Source organism: Nocardia sp. JW2 (assembly GCF_051843015.1).
Classification (GTDB): Bacteria; Actinomycetota; Actinomycetes; order Mycobacteriales; family Mycobacteriaceae; genus Nocardia; species Nocardia coubleae.
In genome coordinates, this window is record NZ_JBPXLK010000041.1 from 1 (window position 1) to 20,046 (window position 20,046).

A 20,046-nucleotide genomic window follows, 5' to 3' on the forward strand; every position below is an offset into this window, starting at 1 on the left:
GGCCGGAAGTCCTCCGACTTCCGGCCGCTGCCGGTGTTTCGAGTGTTCAGTGGTGCGTTTGCAGCGAAGCGCTCAGGTTCTCGGCCGCTGCGGTGTCACTGTTTCAGCGATTCCCTTGCAGCCCGGGCGTGACGGCGTCGATCAGGGCGACCGCGTCGTCGTAGGGAATGTCGACCACCAAGTACGCCTTCTTGCCCGCAGCCGTCGCGGCGACCACCGTGGCCAGGCCGGCGCGGCGCTGCCAGAAGGTCTGGCGGATGGTCCAGCCGATGATGCCGGGGGCTTCGAGGCAGTCGCGATTGCGGTCGAGGCTGCCGCGGCGGGTGATGAGCCAGGTGGGGCCGGTGTCGGCGGGGAGGACGCGGTGACCGAGACTGCGGTACCTGTCCTCGGCCAGCGCCGCCATCAGCCCGGCGAACACCACGGGCACGACCCAGATCCACACGGGCAGTGGACCTTCGACCAGCGCGAGCACGATCATGGCGACCAGCAAGATGCCCACCGGCCAGGCCGCCCGCACATACCGCCGCCGGTGCGCCGCGCGCCCGTGCGAGATCAAGTCGGCAGTGCCCAGCATGGTGCCGGAAATGCCCTGCGGCACAGCCGAGTCCGGCTTTGTCAGCTGTGGCCGTCGATGAGTGCGCAGGAGTTCGTCGAGGGTGCGTTCGACGGCCGCGCGCGGCGCCTGGGGGAGCACCTTCTGACGCGGATTCTCCCCGGTCATGATCATTTCCAGCTGGGCGGCGCGGGCCGCACGCAACAGCAGCGGATCGTTGAGCGTGGCGCCACGGAAACGGGCCAGGTCGAGGGTGATCTGGCGGGTGGTGAAGAGCCCGTGTCGCAGGTGCAGCGTCGAACCGTTGTCGAGCACACGCAGTCCGTACCACGTGGCCAGGTACTGCCCGCAGGCGGCGAGGCTCACCAGCAGCAGGGTGAGGACGACCATCGCGGCGATCACGAGGGCGACCACGGCGACGCTGTCGTGCCCGATCTCCTGTGCCGGAGCGGATTTCACGATCCACTCGAGCACCCCGTACTGCGCCGCCAACCCGGCGATCGGGGCGACGATGGCCAGCCCCGTCAGCGACAACGGCGCGTACCGAACCCACGCGGGTCGCCAATGCCCGATCTCGACACCGGATTCGTAAACGGGCGTGGCGTCGTCGGCCGGCCGTTGTTCGGATCGGCCTGTGTGCGAGAGCAATTCGGTGCGCAAGGTGGGAATCCGGCTCGTGTCGAGCGCGTCGAGCTTGAATTCCTCGTCCTTGGCGGTATCGGTTCCGGTGCCGATGGTCAGCACCGCGAGACCCAGAACCCGGTGCAGCAGATCGGCTTCCACGTCCACCGAGCGGATCCGCGGCCGTGGCACCGACAGCGTCCGGCGGCCGACGACCCCGGTGCGCAACTGCACGTGATCGGCGTCGATGCGATAGGTCGTGGTGAACCACCGCAGCACACCGAACGCGGCGACGAGCAGCACCGGGATCAGGCTCCACAGCGGATTGCCGCTGGTGGTACCGACGATCACCGAACCGAGCAGGACCGGAATGTATTTCACGATCTCGGTGACCGGATACACCAGCAGCATGCGTGGATCGAGCCGCTGCCATGGTGTCTCGCTCATGTGGCGTCTCCGCGATGCTGGGCGGCGATGGCGGTCAACCGAAGCACCGTCTGCTCGGCGACGGGCAGGTCGAGCGCGCTGATCTTCACCGCCCCGGCCGACGACGCCGTGGTGACCGTCACCGTGGCCAACCCGAGTATCCGCTCGAGCGGGCCGCGCTCGGTGTCCACCGTCTGCACGCGCGAGATCGGCGCCACCCGGGACTCCTGATCCAGCCAGCCCACCCGCGTGTACACGGCCTCGTCGGTGACCTCCCACCGGTGCACCGCGAACCGCCACAGCGGAACCACGACCAGCCCGAGCACCGCGAGCACGACCAGCGCCAGCCCGGCGACCAGCTGCCAGCCGCGCCGGTCGTCGACGAACATCCACACCCCGAGTGCCACCGCGAGCACCGCGATGCCGACGGCGTTCTCCAGCGCCCACAGCAGTTTCGCCTTGGGACTCGGCCGCCAGGCCGGGTCGGCGAGGATGGTTGAACGCGGCAACGACATGCTGACATCGTGGCACGAGGGTGCGACGAGTTCGCCCGGCTCGGGAATATGTGCCCGCGCGGCCGAGGTTGTGGCCGAGGAAGACGACCCTCGCGCGCCCGCAACGGGCGGCGTGACCAGCCCACCACACGTTCGGGAGAGAAGTAGCGCATGATCGACGGGGTGAGCGACCTTCCACTGCCGAGCGTTCCGCCGAACCCGCCGAGTGCCTCGGCCATGCGCCGGGCGCTGCGACGGGCCCGCGACGGCGTCACGTTGAACGTCGACGAGGCAACCGTCCTGCTGCACGCCACCGGCGACGACCTGGCCGATCTGTGCGCCAGCGCCGCCCGGGTCCGCGACGCCGGGCTCGAATCCGCGGGCAGACCACGCACCATCACCTATTCGCGCAATGTGTTCATCCCGCTCACCCGCCTGTGTCGCGACAAGTGTCACTACTGCACCTTCGTGACCGTGCCGGGCAAGCTGCGGGCCGAGGGCAAGGGGATGTTCCTCGAACCCGACGAGGTACTCGAGATCGCCAGGCAAGGCGCGGCGCTCGGCTGCAAGGAAGCCCTGTTCACCCTGGGCGACCGCCCCGAGGACCGCTGGCCCGAGGCCGCGCAGTGGCTCGACGAACGCGGCTACGACTCCACCCTCGACTACCTGCGCGCGGTGTCGATCCTCGTGCTCGAGGAGACCGGCCTGCTGCCGCACCTGAACCCCGGCGTGATGAGCTGGAACGAGATCGCGCGGCTCAAGCCGGTCGCCCAGTCGATGGGCATGATGCTCGAGACCACCGCCACCCGGTTGTTCACCGAGAAGGGCGCCTGCCATTTCGGCAGCCCCGACAAGGACCCGGCGGTACGGCTGCGCGCCATCACCGACGCGGGCAGGCTCTCGGTGCCCTACACCACCGGCATCCTGGTCGGTATCGGTGAGACGCTCGCCGAACGCGCCGACTCGATCATGGCGATCCGCAAGCTGCACCGCGAGTTCGGGCACATCCAGGAAGTGATCGTGCAGAACTTCCGGGCCAAGTCCGACACCGCCATGCGCGACGCGCCCGATGCCGATGTGGCCGAGTTCCTGGCCACGGTCGCGGTGACCAGGCTGCTGCTCGGCCCGGATGTCCCGGTGCAGGCGCCGCCGAACCTGGTGTCGCACAGCGACTGCCGCGCCCTGATCGACGCGGGTATCGACGACTGGGGCGGTGTGTCGCCGTTGACGGTCGACCACGTGAACCCCGAACGTCCCTGGCCCAATCTCGACACGCTGCGTGAGATCACCGAGGCGGCCGGGTTCACCCTCGCCGAACGCACCTCCGCGCACCCGAAGTATGTGCGCGCGGGCCACCCGTGGATCGATCCGCGCATCGGCGCGCACGTCGCGGCACTCACCGATCCGGCCACCGGGCTGGCCAGGTCCGAGGCGATGCCCGTGGGGCTGGCCTGGCAGGAACCCGACGAGTCGTGGGACTCGGCGGGCCGGGTGGACCTCAACACCGCCATCGACTCCGAGGGACGCATCACCGACAGCCGCAGCGACTCCGGCCTCGGGCAGGAGGTGGTCGGCGCGTTCGGCGACTGGGAGACCGTTCGCGAACATGCCCGCGACCTGGCCGTCACCGCACCCGAACGCCTCGATTCCGAGGTGCTCGACGCGCTGCGCGCCGCCGAGAACGACCCGGCGGGGCTGACCGACGACCAGTACCTCGCGCTCGCCACCGCCGACGGTGTGGCGCTGGATGCCGTTGCGGCGCTTGCCGATCAGCTGCGGCGCGAGGTGTCCGGTGACGAGGTCACCTACGTGGTGAACCGCAATATCAACTTCACCAACATCTGCTACACCGGCTGCCGGTTCTGCGCGTTCGCCCAGCGCAAGGGTGATGCCGACGCCTTCACCCTCAGCACCGACGAGGTGGCCGACCGCGCCTGGGAAGCCCATGTCGACGGCGCCACCGAGATCTGCATGCAGGGCGGCATCGACCCGGAGCTGCCCGTCACCGGGTACGCCGACCTGGTGCGTGCCATCAAGGCTCGCGTTCCGTCGATGCACGTGCACGCCTTCAGTCCGATGGAGATCGTCAACGGCGCCTCCCGTGGTGGGCAGAGCATCCGCGACTGGCTCACGGCGCTGAAGGAGGCCGGGCTCGGCTCGATTCCCGGCACCGCCGCCGAGATCCTCGACGACGAGGTGCGCTGGGTGCTCACCAAGGGCAAGCTGCCGACCTCGGCCTGGATCGAGGTGATCACCACCGCTCACGAACTGGGCATCCCGTCGAGTTCGACCATGATGTACGGGCACGTCGACAACCCGAAGCACTGGGTCGGTCACCTGCGCGTGCTGCGCGAGATCCAGGACCGCACCGGCGGTTTCACCGAGTTCGTGCCGCTGCCGTTCGTCCACCAGAGCGCCCCGCTGTACCTGGCGGGCGCCGCGCGTCCCGGCCCGACCAACCGCGACAACCGCGCCGTCCACGCCCTGGCGCGCATCATGCTGCACGGCCGCATCCACAACATCCAGACCAGCTGGGTGAAGCTGGGCACGGTCGGCACCCAGATGATGCTCTCGGGCGGCGCCAACGACCTCGGCGGAACGCTGATGGAGGAAACCATCTCCCGCATGGCGGGCTCCCAGCACGGCTCGGCCAAGACCGTCGCCGAACTCACCGAGATCGCGGCGGGCATCGACCGCCCGGTCCGCGAACGAACCACCACCTACGGAACCGTCGACCACACGCCCCACGCCCTTCCGCTGACGGTGAGCTGACCCTGGTCAACGGAGCGCACGGGGAGTATCGTTGGCGCCGACGACCACATTGGCGCCAATGACTGCATCCCGGGGAGGTTGCGATGGCGAGATTGACCGTTCGCGATCTACCGGACGACGTCCGGGAAGCGCTGCGAGTGCGCGCGGCACAGCACGGGCGAAGTACCGAGGCCGAAGTGCGTCAGATCCTCATCGACGTGGTGTTTCCCGGCACCCAGGTGCAGATCGGTTCGCTCCTCGCCGACATCGGCCGCGAAGCGACGTTGACCGACGACGAGGTCGACCAGCTCGCCGCGCGGGACCGGACTCCCGCCACCCCGCTGGAGCTCGGATGATCGTCCTAGACACGAACGTGGTGTCCGAGCCGCTGCGCGCCGCGCCCGATCCGCGAGTCGTCAAGTGGCTCGATACCCAGCAGCTGCACACCCTCTACCTCTCGGCGGTGACTGTCGCCGAACTGCGCTTCGGCATCGCGGCCATGCCCGCGGGGCGCCGTCGCGAATTGTTGGCCGACCGGGTGGAGTCGAAGGTGTTGCCGCTGTTCACCGGTCGTGTACTGCCCTTCGACCTGGCCGCATCGGCGGCGTACGCCGAGCTCTCGGCGACGGCTCGCACCCGCGGATGTGCGATCGCGGCGGCCGACGGCTATATCGCGGCAATCGCCGCCGCGGCGGGAATGTCTGTCGCCACCCGGGACGGCTCGCCGTTCGCCGCGGCCGGAGTGCCGGTGGTGGACCCATGGGCCTGAGCAGGTTCGATGAACTAGTTAGGGCAGGCTGACCTGGGGGTAGCGTGTAGTTCGGGATAGGGTTCGGGGGGCGGAGTTGGCCCCCGCAGCTGTGGACAGACTAGGAGAACGGCAGTGCCGTACATCATCGCTGAACCGTGCGTTGACGTGAAGGACAAGGCGTGCATCGAGGAATGCCCCGTGGATTGCATCTACGAGGGTGGCCGCATGCTCTACATCCAACCCGACGAGTGCGTTGACTGTGGTGCGTGTGAGCCGGTCTGCCCCGTGGAGGCGATCTTCTACGAGGACGACACTCCGGACCAGTGGAGCGGCTACATCAACGCCAACGTCGACTTCTTCGACGAACTCGGGTCGCCCGGCGGCGCGACCAAGGTGGGCAAGGTCGACTACGACCCGGCCTTCATCAAGGCGCTGCCCCCCATGGCCGAAGAATGAGCGCAGGGGTGCCGACCCGTGGCCGGGTGAGCAGCCTGCTGCCCGACTTCCCGTGGGACACCATCGCCGCGGTCAAACAGAAAGCCGCCGCGCATCCCGGTGGGCTGGTCGACCTGTCCGTCGGCACACCGGTCGACCCGGTCGACCCGCTCATCCAGGCCGCACTCGGCTCCGTCGCGGCCGTCCCCGGGTACCCGACCACGCACGGCACCCCTGAACTGCGCGCCGCGGCCGTCGCCGCGCTGGCGCGCCGGTTCGGGATCACCGGTGTCGACCCGGCGGCCGTGCTGCCGGTGATCGGCACCAAAGAGCTCATCGCCGGACTGCCGCGCCTGCTCGGCATCGGCGCCGACGACCTCGTCGTCATTCCCGAGATCGCCTACCCCACTTACGAAGTGGGTGCTCTGCTGGCCGGTGCGAAGCCGTGGCGCGCCGACGGCCTCACCCAGATCGGCCCGCAGAACCCGGCGCTGATCTTCGTGAACTCCCCGTCCAACCCCACCGGCAAGGTGCTGCCCGTCGAGCACCTGCGCAAGGTGGTTGCCTTCGCCCGCGAACGCGGCGCGGTCGTCGCCTCCGACGAGTGCTACCTGGGCCTGGTCTGGGAGGGCGAGGCGGTCTCCATCCTCGACCCGCGCGTCTGCGACGGCGACCACACCGGCCTGCTGGCCATCCACTCCCTGTCGAAGACCTCGAACCTGGCCGGCTACCGCGCCGGTTTCGTCGCGGGCGACCCCGAACTGGTCGCCGAACTGCTCGAGGTGCGCAAACACTCCGGCATGATGCTGCCCTTCCCCATCCAGGCCGCCATGACCGCCGCCCTCGCCGACGACGCCCACGAGGCGGCGCAGCGCGAGCGGTACCGCGCCCGCCGCGACACCCTGCGAAAAGCCTTGGAGCAGGCCGGTTTCCGCATCGACTTCTCCGAAGCCGGCCTCTACCTCTGGGCCACCCGCGGTGAAGCGTGCCGGGTCACCCTCGACTGGCTCGCCGACCGCGGCATCCTCGCCGCCCCCGGCGACTTCTACGGACCACGCTCCCCGGAGCACGTCCGGATCGCTCTCACCGCCACCGACGAACGCATCGCCGAAGCGGCCGCCCGGCTCTCCTGAGACGTCCGGTCCGGTTGCCCCGCATCCTGTCTCGCGCGCGAATCGGTTAGTGTCCGCACAGTCGACATCGGCGCGAACAGGATCGAAAGGCTCGCAACACATGCACGGGGTGGATTTGGTCGCGGGCACGGTGTTCGCCGGATATCGGATCGAGCGGGTGCTCGGGCGCGGCGGAATGGGCACCGTGTACCTGGCCGCACATCCACGTCTGCCACGACGGGTCGCACTGAAACTGCTGAATCGCGACCTGTATTCGGACCAGGAGGTGCGGGCCCGGTTCGAGCGTGAGGCCGACGTATCGGCCCGCCTCGACCACCCCGGCATCGTGTCGGTGCTCGATCGCGGTGTCGAGGACGGGCTGATGTGGATTTCCATGCAGTACGTGGACGGAACCGATGCCTCGGTGTTCCGTGGTCGCCCGCTGGACCCCGCCCGCGCGGTCGACATCATCGCCCAGACCGCCGAAGCGCTCGACTACGCCCACGAGCGCGACGTGCTGCACCGGGACGTGAAACCCGCCAACATCCTGCTCTCCGCCGGCCGGGGCCGGGATCGCGTGCTGCTCACCGACTTCGGGATCGCCCGCCTGCGCGGCGACGCCCGTCAGCTCACCCGCACCGGCGACTTCCTCGCCACCCTCGCCTACGCCTCGCCCGAACAATTGTCCGGTGCGACTGTGGATCACCGATCCGACCAGTACTCGCTCGGTTGTTCCCTGTACACGCTGCTCACCGGCGAAAGCCCGTTTCCCGCGGACAATCCCGGTGCCGTCGTCGCCGCACATCTGACCAAGCCCGTGCCGCGGGCCTCGGACCGGGTAAGCGGTCTGGCGCCCGGCCTGGACGCGGTGATAGGTCGTGCCATGGCCAAGGATCCGGCTGAAAGATTCGGCAGCTGCGCCGAATTCGGTCAGGCAGCGGCCGCGGCATCGGCTGTCGCTCCGGCGCTGACCGGCGGCCCGCAGCGCACCGGACCGGCGCTGTCGCCCGGCGAAACGCGGCGCTACCCGGCCATGAGTGCTTCCGCCGCACCGTCGAGTGCTCCCACCGGAACTCCTACCACTCCAGCCGACCTGCCAACGGTTGCCGCGGCCCATCCGGGTGCTCGCGCGGCGCGTCCGCGCGCGACCGAGGTTCCGGGCAAAGCTGTCTCGTCTCGATGGCGGGCGCTCGCTGTGGGTCTGCTCGTCCTCGCGATGATCGCCGGTGTCGGCGTTGTCGGTGCGGGCGCGGTCTACTGGAAATTCGTTCGGCCGCAGCGGGTTCCACCGCCGCCGACCTGGGGTGAACACTCTTCGATCGCCACGGCGTTCCCGAGCTTGATCGCCTCGAATCCGGCCGATCGTGGCTGGCGCGGTGCCGTCTGTTCGCCGACTTCCACGTTCGTGGTCGCCCCCGGCGACCCGGCGCCCCTTCGCCAGATCTCGTGCACCGACGCCGACGGCGTCGTCACCTGGTTCACCGCGTACCCGTCCGCCGCCGACGTCGAGAACTATTTCTCCCGGCACACCGTCGTCCACGACGTCCGAACCCACCCAGCGCGAAATTCGGCCGTCGCCGTCGCCCGCCCGAGCGACCCGGGCGCCCCCTTCACCCTCGCGGTGCGGGAACGTGATCACAGCGCCACAGCCGACATTCTCGTCGAGGTCTCCTGGCCCGGCCACACCTTCGACGAGACCTACGCATCCTGGTTCGACCAAGCCCCGCTCTGAGTCGGCGGATCAGCTCAGGGGACCAGCCATGCCCCTACATCTGAAACACGCGTTGGTCAATGCCCCTCAACGCGGGACGGCGGTCCCGTAAGCGGTGAACCTGGAGCGATGACGTTTCCGGTGGCGAAGCGGTCGGCGAGGTGACGGCGGGGTGCGGCGTTCTGTGATCACCCAGGTGAGTGGCTCGGTATAACAGGTTCTCATTTGCAGTCTCGATGAGGAGCCGCACAGTGCGTGAATTCTTGTATGAAAACCCAGGTCGAACCCGATACGCGAGAGGGTTCACGCGACGGCGGTTCCTAGCTGCAACAGGTGTCACTTTGGCGGTGGCGACCGTGGGGAGCCGGGCGCTCGCCTCCGCCGCACCGCTGGCCGACGGGGACACGGTTCCCGCGTTGGTGATCGGCAGCGGGTACGGCGGGGCCGTCGCCGCGTTGCGATTGGCGCAAGCGGGCGTGGACGTGGCGATCGTCGAGATGGGGATGTCGTGGGATGCGCCGGGCCCCGATGGGCGGGTGTTCTGTCCGGTGCTGAAACCGGACGGGCGGTCGTACTGGTTGCGCGAGCGCACCGATCAGCCGGTCGGGTACTTCATGGGCGGCTCGTACAACAAGGACATCGACAGGTACACAGGCGTTCTCGACTCCGAGGACTTCGGCGGGATCCGGGTGTACCAGGGGCGCGGGGTCGGCGGCGGATCGCTCGTGAACGGCGGGATGGCGGTGACGCCGAAACGGGAGAATTTCGCCGCGATCCTGCCGTCGGTGAATGCCGAGGAGATGTATTCCACCTATTACCCGCGCGCGAATACCGCGCTCGGCGTCAATCACATCGACAAGGCGTGGTTCGAATCGGCGGAGTGCTACCAATTCGCGCGCGTGGGTCGCAAGCATGCCGAAAGATCCGGTTTCGGTTGGACTTTCGTGCCCAATGTCTACGACTTCGAGTACATGAAAAAGGAGCAGGCGGGCACGGCGACCCGCTCGGCCCTGGCGGGCGAGGTGATCTACGGCAACAACTACGGCAAACGCTCGCTCGACCGCACCTACCTCGGCGCGGCCGCCGCCACCGGCAAGGTGCGGATCAGTCCGCTGCACAAGGTCACCACGGTCACGCCCGGTGCGGGCGGGTACCGGGTGGAGATGGCCCAGCTCGATTCGAGCGGCAAGACGGTCGCCGTCAAAAACGTGACGGCCCAACGGGTCTTCTTCGCGGCGGGCAGTGTGGGCACGAGCAAATTGCTGGTGGCGATGCGGGCGACGGGCAAACTGCCCGACCTCCCGGGCGCGGTCGGCCAGAAGTGGGGCAACAACGGCAATGTGATGGTCGGCCGTGCCAACCACATGTGGGACGGCACCGGCAGCCTGCAGTCCTCCATGCCCTGCCTCGGCATCGACAACTGGGCGGACCCGGGCGGCCCTGCCTTTGCCGAAGTCGCGCCGTTCCCGGCCGGCCTGGAGACCTACGTGAGCCTGTATCTGGCGATCACCAAGAACCCGAACCGTGCGGCGTTCAGCTTCGACTCCGCCACCGGAAAGGTGAACCTGAACTGGCAGAAGTCGTGGAATCAGTCGTCGATCAACGCGGCGAAACGTATCTTCGACAAGATCAACGCCAAGGAAGGCACCATCTACCGGACCGATCTGTTCGGTGTCACCAAGACCTGGGGTGACGACTTCACCTACCACCCGCTCGGCGGGTGCGTGCTGAACGAGGCCACCGACAACTACGGCCGCCTGCACGGGTATCCGGGCCTCTACGTTGTCGACGGTGCGCTGATCCCCGGCAACACCAGCGTGAACCCGTTCGTCACCATCACCGCGCTCGCCGAGCGCAATATCGAACGGATCATCGCCGACGACCTCTGAGCCCGCGCGAGCTGCCCGGCACCGGGCAGCTCGCGACGCCCTCAGATCAGCGGCTTGCCCCGGCGCCGCCTGCGCCGCATGTCGGCGAGGGTGGCGTTGAAGGGGAAGCTGCGGATGGGGCGCGGCATACGGCCCCAGACCGCGCCGGTGGTCCGCAGCAGGCGGGCCAGGCGGCGTTCGTCGCGCTCGGTCCAGGTGAGTCCGAGTTCATCGCGCAGGTGCTCGGGGAGCAGGCCGGTGGTGAACCAGCGATGGAAACGGGCGAAGACCACGCGCAGGGGTGGGTAGAGCATCCGCAGGTCGAGCAGGCCGTCGAAATAGGCCTTGATGGTGTCGTCGACGCTGGTCTTGGCCAGGTTCTCGGTCCAGTACGCCTCGAAGGCCGCGCGGTCGGCGGGCCACATCTCGCGCGGCACCTGCAGGGTGGTGCCGAAGCGGTGGGCGTACTCGTAGAAGGAGTCGGCGGTGTCGTCGTCGATGGGGCCGTGCAGGCGTTCCATCAGGTCGACCGAGCCCCAGTACAGGCAGGCGGCCACCCACATCTGCAGGTTCTTGTCGAAGGCGTTGTACTTCACCGGGCTCTCGGGCGTGGAGTGCACGTGCCGGTGCGCGCCGTTGATCGCGGTGCGATAGGCGGCGCGGTCCTCGTCGGTGCCCATCATCGCCACCGACAGATAGGTGATGGTGGTCCTGGTGCGCTTGAAGGGGTGCAGCATGATGCTTCCGCTGTGCACGCGCGATTCCGCGACGCCGTAGCCGACCGGGGCCAGACTGAGCTGCATGATCACATTCGCCGTTGCGCCGAAGAAGACGGCGGCGCCGTCGACGTGATCCCGGATGTCGAAGTCCGCGGGTCCGGTGTGGCTGGACCGCGAATGCGCGAGGCTGGTCATCGTTGACCCCAATTCGTCGGTGAGAGAGTTGTAGCTTGAATGTCTCATTCTGTCGTCGGGGTGTCAACGGGCGGTGGCGCGTGCCGCCGGAACGCGCCGGGCTAGCGTGGACGGATGTCCTACGGTCCGCCGCTGCTGCTCGCCTCGTTGAATCCGCTCGCCGTCGCCGCCGGGGACGACCTTCCCGATGCCGTCACCATCGATGATGCCACCGTCTCGCGCAGTGATCTGCTGGGTGCGGCCACCTCGGTCGCCGAACGGATCGGGCGCGCCGAACGGGTCGCGGTGCTGGCCGAGCCGACCCTGCGGACCGTGCTCGCCGTGGTCGGCTGCCTGATCGCCGGAGTCACGGTCGTCCCCGTTCCGCCCGACGCGGGAACCGCTGAGCGCGAACACATCCTGCGTGATTCCGGTGCCCAGGCCTGGCTCGGAGCCGCGCCGGCGGACACCGCTCTGCCGGTGGTTCCGGTGCGCCTGCACGCCCGGTCCTGGCACACCTACCCCGAGCCCGACCCGTCGGCCATCGCCTTCATCCTCTACACCTCGGGCACCACCGGCGCCCCCAAGGGCGTGATGCTGAGCCGGGGCGCCATCGCCGCCGGGCTCGACGCGCTCGCGGACGCCTGGAACTGGACGCGCAAAGACACACTCGTGCACGGACTTCCGCTGTTCCACGTACACGGCCTGATCCTCGGACTGCTCGGACCTCTGCGGTTCGGCAGCCGCTTGATCCACACCGGCAAGCCGACCCCCGAGGCCTACGCCGCCGCCGAGGGAACGCTGTACTTCGGGGTGCCGACGGTATGGTCACGCATCGCCGAAAAGCCGGAAGCGGCCAAGGAATTGAGCCGGGCACGGCTGCTGGTTTCGGGCAGCGCGCCGCTGCCGGTCCCGGTCTTCGAGAAGCTGGCCGAACTCACCGGGCACGCGCCGGTGGAGCGGTACGGCATGAGCGAAACCATGATCACCCTGTCGACCAGGGCCGATGGTGAACGCAGGCCGGGCTGGGTGGGTACGCCGGTGCGTGGCGTCGAGACCCGGCTGCGCGACGAAGCGGGCAATCCCGTCCCGCACGACGGCGTGAGCATCGGCGGCCTGCAGGTTCGCGGCCCGATGCTGTTCGACGGCTATCTCGGCCGCCCCGACGCCACGGCCCGTGACTGGACCGAGGACGGTTGGTTCCGCACCGGCGACGTCGCCGTCATCGACGCCGACGGCTTCCACCGCATCGTCGGCCGCGAGTCCATCGACCTGATCAAGTCCGGTGGGTACCGGATCGGCGCGGGCGAGATCGAAACCGCCTTGCTCGGGCATCCGGCGGTCGCCGAGGTCGCGGTGGTGGGGCTGCCCGACGACGATCTCGGACAGCGGATCGTCGCCTTCGTCGTCGCCCGCGACAGCGGCTCCGACGAGCTCGCGACCGAACTGATCGCGCATGTGGGCGACCAGCTTTCGGCCCACAAACGGCCGCGCGAGATCCGCTTCGTCGACGCGCTGCCGCGCAATGCGATGGGCAAGGTGCAGAAGAAGTCGCTGACCTAGCGGTTCGTGCTGCCCCGCGCGCTCAGCCGGCGGATCGGCCCGATCAGGGCGTGATACACCGGACGAACCACGCGCCCCGGCAGATACCGGTGCCGTTCCTCGGCCCACACCCGTGCCCTGGCGTGTGAGGCCAGTGGCGACCACTTGTCCGGGTCCGGCGGGGCGGCGGTGTGAACTTCGATGCGGCACAGGTGTTTCGTGTTGACGAACCCGTACTGCTTCGGGCTCACCAGCCGGATCGGGGCGCCGTGGTCGCTGTCGAGCGGTTCGCCGTCGAGGCGGTCGGCGAGGAAGACGTCGTCGGCGAGGGCGTCTTCCAACTGCACGACCGAGCGGAACTCGTCCAGGCCCTCGAAGCTGAGGTGGGTGATCGTCGCTCCCGGTGCGAGCGCGGGCTCGATCACCAGCCGGTAGAAGTCGCGGAACGGTGTGCCCTCCCAGAGCAGGTCGGTCGCCGACCACCCTGCGACGCAATGGAAATCGGCCTTCTGCTCGCGCCGGGGCAGCTGCGCCAGTTCGGTGAGCGCGATGGTGACGGGCTCGACCACGGCCCCGCAGACTTCGATCACGGGGTGCTCGGGAACCGGCGGCGGCGGGTGATGCAGATGCGTACCGAAGCGGGGGAACCCTTCGACGGCGCGTTGGCCCGGGGGAAGAAGTGCCATGCCGATCCTCCTGTTATACGACTCCGTATAACAGCTGAAACTACTCCGTGCCGGCGGCCGCGTCGAGTATCGGCTTCGTCACCTGGGCAACGAAAAGGCCCCGCACTCGGGCGAGTGCGGGGCCTTTCGGTTCAGCGGATCAGGGCTGGCCGGTCGCGAACGCGATCACCGCGTCCAGGAACTCCTGACCACCCATCACGTAACCACCGATCAGCATCCCGGCGGGGATGGTGAACAGCCACAGGAACGGGAAGAACGCGCCGATGATGCCACCGATCGCGATGCCCGGCAGGTTCTTGTTGACCTGGGCCATCAGGCGGTCGTAGGAGCTGATGTCCTTCAGTTCGGCGATATTGCCGAGCTTGGCGGTGTCCTCCGGCGTCATCGAGGCGGCCAGCTTCACGCTACGGCCGTCCTCGGCGATCTGCGGGGTCACCGAGATCGGCAGACCCGCGACCTCCGAGCGCAGCGCCGTCTGGTCGACGGTGACGCCCTCGGCGTTGCGCAGCAGCACGGCCGAGCCGTCGGCGGCCAGCTCGAAGCGGCCGTTGTCGACCGCCCAGGTGATGGTCTTGTCGGTGGGCGACACCGCGGTGGTGTAGTCGATCCCGTTGCTCACACCCGAAGTCACGCCCCCCGCAGCCACCACCGCGGGCTGTTCGGTCGCCACGGCGGGCTGACCGTTGGCGGTGGCCGCGGTAATCCCCACCGCGACAACCGACATCACAACAGCAGTAGTGAACTTTCCGAACTTCATACTTGAATCCCTCCACATTCGAAAGCCCCCCGACCGGGTGGGCGAATTCAAGCTAGCGGACCCGAAAAGCCTTGCCGCAACGGGATACCCGTCGTCAACAAACCGCAATAAATGCGATATTGCCGAATGCGGGATTCAGTCGTTGGCGTGCAGCGCGGCATTGAGCTCGATACCGGTGCCCTTGCGCGGCACCACTTCCACCGCACCGGTGGTCGAATTGCGGCGGAACAGCAGATTGTTCTGCCCGGCCAGGGTGGCGGCCTTGACGACGGTGCCGTCGGGCGCGGTGACCTTGGTTCCGGCGGTCAGGTACAGGCCCGCCTCGAGCACGCAGTCGTTACCGAGCGGAATGCCGAGACCCGCGTTGGCGCCGAGCAGGCTGCGCTCACCGACCGAGATGACGGTGGTTCCGCCGCCCGACAGCGTGCCCATCGTCGACGCGCCGCCACCGATGTCGGAACCGTCGCCCACCACGACACCGGCCGAGATACGGCCCTCGACCATCGAGTTGCCGAGGGTGCCCGCGTTGAAGTTCACGAAGCCCTCGTGCATCACGGTGGTGCCCGAGGCCAGGTGCGCACCGAGGCGGACGCGATCGGCGTCGCCGATCCGCACACCCGAGGGCACCACGTAGTCGACCATGCGGGGGAACTTGTCGATGCTGTACACGGTCACCGGGCCGCGGGCGCGCAGCTTGATCCGGGTCTGCTCGAAACCCTCCACCGCGCACGGGCCGTGGTTGGTCCACACCACATTGCTGAGCAGGCCGAACTGGCCGTCCAGGCTCAGGCCGTGCGGCTGGACCAGGCGGTGCGAGAGCAGGTGCAGGCGCAGGTACACGTCGTGGGCGTCGGTGGGGGCAGCCGACAGGTCGGCGATGGTGGTGCGCACCGCGACCACCTCCACGCCGCGCGCCTTGTCGGGGCCGAGCAGGTCGGCGAACTCCGGCGCGTCGGCCGCGTCGAGGCGCTGGGAGCCGGTCTCGGTGAACTCGCCCAGCTCCGGGCTCGGGTACCAGGTGTCGAGGACGGTGCCGTCCGAGGTGATGGTGGCGATACCGACTGCGCTTGCTCCTTGAGTGCTCACGAGACCACATTTTGCCGCCTCGATCCAGGTCGAGGTGGCGCGGGGGCTGTGCGATGGACCACCCGGTCCGATTCCCGCACCCGGACACGGCGTCGTACGCGCGTACTACTGTCGAGATGTGACTCTCGATTTGCGCGCCGACCCCGTCCAGTTGACCGCCGCCCTGGTGGATGTGCCGAGCGTTTCCCGCGACGAGGCCGCCATCGCGGACCTGGTCGAGCAGGCGCTGCGCGATCAGACCACCGGTTTCGAGATCAAGCGGCACGGCAATGTGGTGCTGGCGCGCACGAACCTCGGCCTGCCGACCCGGGTGATCCTGGCCGGGCACCTGGACACGGTGCCCATCGCCGACAACGTGCCGAGCAGGCCCGCCGAGGTGGACGGGGAGCCGGTGCTGTTCGGCTGCGGCACCGTCGACATGAAGTCCGGTGACGCGGTATTCCTGCATCTGGCCGCCACCATCACCGACCCGGCCCACGACCTCACGCTCATCTTCTACGACGGTGAGGAGATCGCCGCCGAGTTCAACGGCCTCAACCACATCGAACGCGATATGCCCGAGTGGCTCGACGGCGACCTCGCCGTGCTCGGCGAACCCTCCGGCGGCTGGATCGAGGCGGGCTGCCAGGGCACGCTGCGCGTGCGGTTGAGCACGTCCGGTGTGCGCGCGCATTCGGCCCGGGCCTGGCTGGGGGAGAACGCGATTCACGCGCTGGCGCCGGTGCTGGAACGGCTGGCCGCCTACGAGGCGCGCCAGGTCGACATCGACGGCTGCGTGTACCGCGAAGGGCTCTCGGCGGTGCGCGTGTCCGGTGGCGTCGCGGGCAATGTGGTGCCCGACGTGGCCGAGGTGGACGTGAACTTCCGCTACGCCCCCGACCGCACGGTCGAGCAGGCCATCGCCCACGTGCGCGAGGTCTTCGACGGACTCGACGTGAGCTTCCGGGTCACCGATTCCTCGCCCGGCGCCCTGCCCGGTCTCACCGCACCGGCCGCGCGCAGCCTCATCGACTCGGTCAACGCCCACGGCGGCGGCGGAGTGCGCGCCAAGTACGGCTGGACCGACGTCTCGCGCTTCGCCGCCCGTGGCATCCCCGCCGTGAACTTCGGCCCCGGCGACCCCAACCTCGCCCACAAGCGCGACGAACACGTCCCGCTCAGCCAGATCACCGCCGTCACCGCCATGCTGCGCACCTACCTCACCGCGGGTGCCCAGTAGCGTGGAGGACATGTCGAGCGAATCCGTGGATGAACAGGTGGGGAAGGCCAAACCGAAGTTCCGTGGGCCGGTGATGTTCCGACGCGAACGCAAGCCGGGAGCACGGACCGCGGACCGCAATCTTCTCGACACCCGTCAGGACAGCGAGTGGGTGCACACGGACCCGTGGCGGGTGCTGCGGATCCAGGCCGAGTTCGTCGAGGGCTTCGGCGCGCTGGCCGAGGTGCCGCCCGCCGTCACGGTGTTCGGCTCGGCGCGCACGCCGGTCGACCACCCGGAGTACGCGGCGGCACGGGCGATCGGGTCCGCGCTCACCGACGCCGGTTTCGCGATCATCACCGGCGGCGGGCCGGGGGCGATGGAGGCGGCCAACCGTGGGTCCTCGGAGGCGGGCGGGTATTCGATCGGTCTCGGCATCGAGTTGCCGTTCGAACAGGGCCTCAACGACTGGGTCGATCTGGGGATCAACTTCCGCTACTTCTTCGTCCGCAAGACGATGTTCGTGAAGTACTCGCAGGCCTTCGTCTGCCTGCCCGGCGGTTTCGGCACCCTCGACGAACTGTTCGAGGCGCTCACCCTGGTGCAGACCCGCAAGATCACCCGCTTCCCGATCATCCTGTTCGGCACCGCCTACTGGTCCGGGCTGGTGGAGTGGATGCGCAATTCGCTGGCCGGGTCGGGCAAGATCTCGCCGGAGGATCTCGACCTCATCCAGGTCACCGACAGCGTCGAAGACGTGGTGCGCATCGTCAAGGAGGCGACCGGCAGCGGCAACAGCGACATCGAACGGCTCGGCACCGAGGATCAGTGGTGAGCTACTCGATCTGCGTTTACTGCTCGGCGAGTACAACCGAACCGGAACTGATCGACCTGGCGTCCCAGGTGGGCACCGAAATCGCCCGTCGCGGTTGGCAACTGGTGTCCGGCGGCGGCCGGGTGTCGATGATGGGCGCGGTCGCGGCGGCCGCGCGGGCGGGCGGCGCGCACACCGTCGGGGTGATCCCCAAGCATCTGGTGCACCGCGAGGTCGCCGATACCGCCGCCGACGAACTGCTCGTCACCGACACCATGCGCCAGCGCAAACAGCTGATGGAAGAACGCGCCGACGCCTTCCTCACCCTGCCCGGCGGCGTCGGGACGCTCGAGGAATTCTTCGAAACCTGGACCGGCGGTTACCTGGGCGAACACACCAAACCCGTGGTGGTGCTCGACGCCGACGGTTTCTACCGCGGGCTGTTCGGCTGGTTGGACGAGCTGTTCGAGCGCAAGATTGTCACACAGCAGGCGCGCGACCGCATCGTCGTGGCCGCCGACCTGCCAGCCGCGTTCGCCGCGTTGACACCGGCCGCGGCCCGAGGGTAGGAGATCGACGTGAGCAACGACGCCCGCGACACCGTCAGTGTGTTCGACCTGGCCAAGAAGCTGCCCGGCATGGCCATGGACGCACCGCGCATGCTGCGCAACGCACCGGGAATGCTGGTGGGGCCCAAGGACAAAGCCTCCATCGGCAAGTACTTCCAGCGGCTCGCCCACCGGCGGCCCGACCGGGTGTTCCTGCGCTTCGAAGGCCGTTCCTACACCTATCGCGCCGCCAACAGCGAGGTGAACCGGTACGCCGCAGTGCTTTCCGCGCGCGGAGTCGATCGCGGCGACGTGGTCGGCGTGCTCATGACCAACCGTCCCGAGACGCTGTTCACCGTCCTCGCGGTGCTCAAGCTCGGCGCCACCGTCGGGTTGCTCAACTACAACCAGCGCGATCAGGTGCTGGCCCACAGCATTGGTCTGCTCGACAGCGTGCTGGTCGTGGTCGGCGAGGAATGCGTCGAAGCGCTCGAGTCGCTGCCCGAGGCACCGGCGACCGTGCTCATGTCCGAGGAGCTCGCCGAATCCGCGCGTGGCGCAACAGCTTCCGATCCGGCGGTCTGTGAGCAGGTGACGGCGGGCGAACGCGCGTTCCTGATCTTCACCTCCGGCACCACCGGCATGCCGAAGGCCAGCGTGATGACCCACCTGCGCTGGACCAAGAGCATGGCCGGGCTCGGCGGGCTCGGCGTGCGGTTGCGCGGCGACGACGCGCTGTACTGCTGCCTGCCGCTGTACCACAACAACGCGCTCACGGTGGCGCTGTCGGCGGTGCTGGCCGGTGAGTCGACCTATGTGCTCGCGCGTAAGTTCTCCGCCTCCGGTTTCTGGGCCGAGATCGCCCGCGAAGGGGCGACGGCGTTCATCTATATCGGTGAGCTGTGCCGCTACCTGCTCAACCAGCCCGTACACCCCGAGGAGAAGAACAACCGAGTACGGCTCGTCGTCGGCAACGGGCTGCGGCCGGAGCTGTGGGACGAGTTCCGGCGCCGCTTCGGCATCGACCGGGTGGTGGAGTTCTACGGGTCGAGCGAGGCGCCGCTCGCCTTCGTCAACGCCTTCGGGGTCGACCGCACGGCCGGGCTGTGCCCGCTGCCGTACGCGGTGGTCGAATACGACGACGAGACCGGTAAGCCGCGTCGTGGACCGGACGGGAAGCTGCGCAAAGTGCGTTCCGGTGGCGTCGGACTGCTGCTGGCGAAGGTGAACAACCGTCAGCCCTTCGACGGTTACACCGATGCGAAGGCCTCCGAATCCAAGCTGGTCCGCGACGGGTTCAAGAAGGGTGACTGCTGGTTCGACACCGGCGACCTGGTGCGCGACCAGCACTTCTGGCACATCGCGTTCGTCGACCGGCTCGGTGACACCTTCCGCTGGAAGGGCGAGAACGTCGCCACCACCGAGGTGGAGGGCGCGCTCGATCAGCACCCGAGCGTCGAGCAGGCGGTGGTGTTCGGTGTGGACATCCCCGGCACCGACGGCAAGGCGGGCATGGCCGCGATCACCCTGCACCCCGATGCCGAATTCGACGGCAAGGGGCTGGCCGCCACCGTCTACGAGCGGCTGCCGCTCTACGCGGTGCCGCTGTTCGTCCGGGTGGTCGCCGAACTCGAGCAGACCTCCACCTTCAAGAGCCGCAAGGTGGAACTGCGCAAGCAGGGCTACGCCGCCGACGCCGAGGGGCAGCTGTATGTGCTCAGCGGACCGACCGAGGGCTACGTCCCGGCCTACGACGGCTACGCCGACGACGTCGCCGCGGGTAGAGCTCCGCGATAG

At 68.6% G+C, this 20,046-nt stretch carries 18 protein-coding genes; 12 read left to right on the plus strand and 6 right to left on the minus strand.

Going from position 1 to position 20,046, the window contains the following annotated elements; all coding sequences use genetic code 11:
- Positions 1–103 precede the first annotated feature (103 nt).
- Complete coding sequence (locus tag ACSVDM_RS29760) at positions 104–1,624, minus strand: PH domain-containing protein (protein WP_439269034.1); 1,521 nt, start codon at positions 1,622–1,624, stop codon at positions 104–106.
- The gene (locus tag ACSVDM_RS29765; protein ID WP_439269035.1) at positions 1,621–2,118 is read right to left on the minus strand and encodes a PH domain-containing protein; all 498 of its coding nucleotides are present in this window, start codon (positions 2,116–2,118) and stop codon (positions 1,621–1,623) included. Before ACSVDM_RS29765 ends, ACSVDM_RS29760 begins: the two co-directional genes overlap by 4 nt.
- Positions 2,119–2,268: 150 nt before the next feature.
- Between ACSVDM_RS29765 and ACSVDM_RS29770 the strand changes: the two genes are divergently transcribed.
- From ACSVDM_RS29770 to ACSVDM_RS29800, 7 genes are all read left to right on the plus strand, one after another.
- Complete coding sequence (locus ACSVDM_RS29770) at positions 2,269–4,869, plus strand: bifunctional FO biosynthesis protein CofGH (protein WP_439269036.1); 2,601 nt, start codon at positions 2,269–2,271, stop codon at positions 4,867–4,869.
- Between the two features lie 83 nt (positions 4,870–4,952).
- Entirely contained in the window at positions 4,953–5,204 is a 252-nt protein-coding gene (locus ACSVDM_RS29775) for a FitA-like ribbon-helix-helix domain-containing protein (protein WP_357152398.1), read from the plus strand.
- Complete coding sequence (locus tag ACSVDM_RS29780) at positions 5,201–5,617, plus strand: type II toxin-antitoxin system VapC family toxin (protein ID WP_439269037.1); 417 nt, start codon at positions 5,201–5,203, stop codon at positions 5,615–5,617. The genes ACSVDM_RS29775 and ACSVDM_RS29780 overlap by 4 nt, the downstream gene beginning before the upstream one ends.
- A gap of 114 nt (positions 5,618–5,731) precedes the next feature.
- Positions 5,732–6,055: a ferredoxin gene (fdxA, locus tag ACSVDM_RS29785; RefSeq protein WP_022566345.1), complete on the plus strand. Its 324-nt coding sequence runs from the start codon at positions 5,732–5,734 to the stop codon at positions 6,053–6,055.
- A complete protein-coding gene (dapC, locus tag ACSVDM_RS29790) occupies positions 6,052–7,167 on the plus strand; it encodes a succinyldiaminopimelate transaminase (protein WP_067637739.1) in 1,116 nt (371 codons plus the stop codon). The genes fdxA and dapC overlap by 4 nt, the downstream gene beginning before the upstream one ends.
- Positions 7,168–7,267: 100 nt before the next feature.
- On the plus strand, positions 7,268–8,878 hold the full coding sequence (locus ACSVDM_RS29795) for a serine/threonine-protein kinase (protein WP_439269038.1): 1,611 nt from the start codon (positions 7,268–7,270) through the stop codon (positions 8,876–8,878).
- 215 nt (positions 8,879–9,093) lie between these two features.
- A complete protein-coding gene (locus ACSVDM_RS29800) occupies positions 9,094–10,746 on the plus strand; it encodes a GMC oxidoreductase (RefSeq protein WP_439269039.1) in 1,653 nt (550 codons plus the stop codon).
- Positions 10,747–10,787: 41 nt separating this feature from the next.
- On the opposite strand, the gene ACSVDM_RS29805 is transcribed toward ACSVDM_RS29800, so the two are convergent.
- Entirely contained in the window at positions 10,788–11,639 is an 852-nt protein-coding gene (locus tag ACSVDM_RS29805) for an oxygenase MpaB family protein (RefSeq protein WP_439269040.1), read from the minus strand.
- 114 nt (positions 11,640–11,753) lie between these two features.
- Between ACSVDM_RS29805 and ACSVDM_RS29810 the strand changes: the two genes are divergently transcribed.
- Complete coding sequence (locus tag ACSVDM_RS29810) at positions 11,754–13,181, plus strand: acyl-CoA synthetase (protein WP_439269041.1); 1,428 nt, start codon at positions 11,754–11,756, stop codon at positions 13,179–13,181.
- On the opposite strand, the gene ACSVDM_RS29815 is transcribed toward ACSVDM_RS29810, so the two are convergent.
- From ACSVDM_RS29815 to dapD, 3 genes are all read right to left on the minus strand, one after another.
- On the minus strand, positions 13,178–13,846 hold the full coding sequence (locus ACSVDM_RS29815) for a molybdopterin-dependent oxidoreductase (protein WP_357152384.1): 669 nt from the start codon (positions 13,844–13,846) through the stop codon (positions 13,178–13,180). The genes ACSVDM_RS29810 and ACSVDM_RS29815 overlap by 4 nt on opposite strands.
- A 139-nt stretch (positions 13,847–13,985) precedes the next feature.
- Complete coding sequence (locus tag ACSVDM_RS29820; RefSeq protein ID WP_181696546.1) at positions 13,986–14,603, minus strand: hypothetical protein; 618 nt, start codon at positions 14,601–14,603, stop codon at positions 13,986–13,988.
- A gap of 135 nt (positions 14,604–14,738) precedes the next feature.
- Entirely contained in the window at positions 14,739–15,689 is a 951-nt protein-coding gene (dapD, locus tag ACSVDM_RS29825; protein WP_067637725.1) for a 2,3,4,5-tetrahydropyridine-2,6-dicarboxylate N-succinyltransferase, read from the minus strand.
- A gap of 118 nt (positions 15,690–15,807) precedes the next feature.
- On the opposite strand from dapD, the gene dapE reads away from it, so the two are divergent.
- From dapE to ACSVDM_RS29845, 4 genes are read left to right on the plus strand one after another with little or no spacing between them, the layout of a single operon-like run.
- Positions 15,808–16,908, plus strand: a complete 1,101-nt coding sequence (dapE, locus tag ACSVDM_RS29830) for a succinyl-diaminopimelate desuccinylase (protein ID WP_439269042.1) — start codon at positions 15,808–15,810, stop codon at positions 16,906–16,908.
- Positions 16,909–16,918: 10 nt separating this feature from the next.
- The gene (locus ACSVDM_RS29835; RefSeq protein ID WP_356986836.1) at positions 16,919–17,722 is read left to right on the plus strand and encodes a TIGR00730 family Rossman fold protein; all 804 of its coding nucleotides are present in this window, start codon (positions 16,919–16,921) and stop codon (positions 17,720–17,722) included.
- On the plus strand, positions 17,719–18,270 hold the full coding sequence (locus ACSVDM_RS29840) for a TIGR00730 family Rossman fold protein (RefSeq protein WP_439269043.1): 552 nt from the start codon (positions 17,719–17,721) through the stop codon (positions 18,268–18,270). Before ACSVDM_RS29835 ends, ACSVDM_RS29840 begins: the two co-directional genes overlap by 4 nt.
- A gap of 9 nt (positions 18,271–18,279) precedes the next feature.
- Entirely contained in the window at positions 18,280–20,046 is a 1,767-nt protein-coding gene (locus ACSVDM_RS29845) for a long-chain-acyl-CoA synthetase (protein ID WP_439269044.1), read from the plus strand.

What these genes read in the sequence shown, in the direction of transcription:
- ACSVDM_RS29765 (WP_439269035.1), bottom strand. Translation starts at nt 2,118, where the DNA reads ATGTCGTTGCCGCGTTCAACCATCCTCGCCGACCCGGCCTGGCGGCCG.
- ACSVDM_RS29780 (WP_439269037.1), top strand. Translation starts at nt 5,201, where the DNA reads ATGATCGTCCTAGACACGAACGTGGTGTCCGAGCCGCTGCGCGCCGCG.
- ACSVDM_RS29820 (WP_181696546.1), bottom strand. Translation starts at nt 14,603, where the DNA reads ATGAAGTTCGGAAAGTTCACTACTGCTGTTGTGATGTCGGTTGTCGCG.
- ACSVDM_RS29810 (WP_439269041.1), top strand. Translation starts at nt 11,754, where the DNA reads ATGTCCTACGGTCCGCCGCTGCTGCTCGCCTCGTTGAATCCGCTCGCC.
- ACSVDM_RS29815 (WP_357152384.1), bottom strand. Translation starts at nt 13,846, where the DNA reads ATGGCACTTCTTCCCCCGGGCCAACGCGCCGTCGAAGGGTTCCCCCGC.
- ACSVDM_RS29835 (WP_356986836.1), top strand. Translation starts at nt 16,919, where the DNA reads ATGTCGAGCGAATCCGTGGATGAACAGGTGGGGAAGGCCAAACCGAAG.
- ACSVDM_RS29770 (WP_439269036.1), top strand. Translation starts at nt 2,269, where the DNA reads ATGATCGACGGGGTGAGCGACCTTCCACTGCCGAGCGTTCCGCCGAAC.
- dapC (WP_067637739.1), top strand. Translation starts at nt 6,052, where the DNA reads ATGAGCGCAGGGGTGCCGACCCGTGGCCGGGTGAGCAGCCTGCTGCCC.
- ACSVDM_RS29775 (WP_357152398.1), top strand. Translation starts at nt 4,953, where the DNA reads ATGGCGAGATTGACCGTTCGCGATCTACCGGACGACGTCCGGGAAGCG.
- ACSVDM_RS29760 (WP_439269034.1), bottom strand. Translation starts at nt 1,624, where the DNA reads ATGAGCGAGACACCATGGCAGCGGCTCGATCCACGCATGCTGCTGGTG.
- ACSVDM_RS29795 (WP_439269038.1), top strand. Translation starts at nt 7,268, where the DNA reads ATGCACGGGGTGGATTTGGTCGCGGGCACGGTGTTCGCCGGATATCGG.
- ACSVDM_RS29805 (WP_439269040.1), bottom strand. Translation starts at nt 11,639, where the DNA reads ATGACCAGCCTCGCGCATTCGCGGTCCAGCCACACCGGACCCGCGGAC.
- ACSVDM_RS29800 (WP_439269039.1), top strand. Translation starts at nt 9,094, where the DNA reads ATGAGGAGCCGCACAGTGCGTGAATTCTTGTATGAAAACCCAGGTCGA.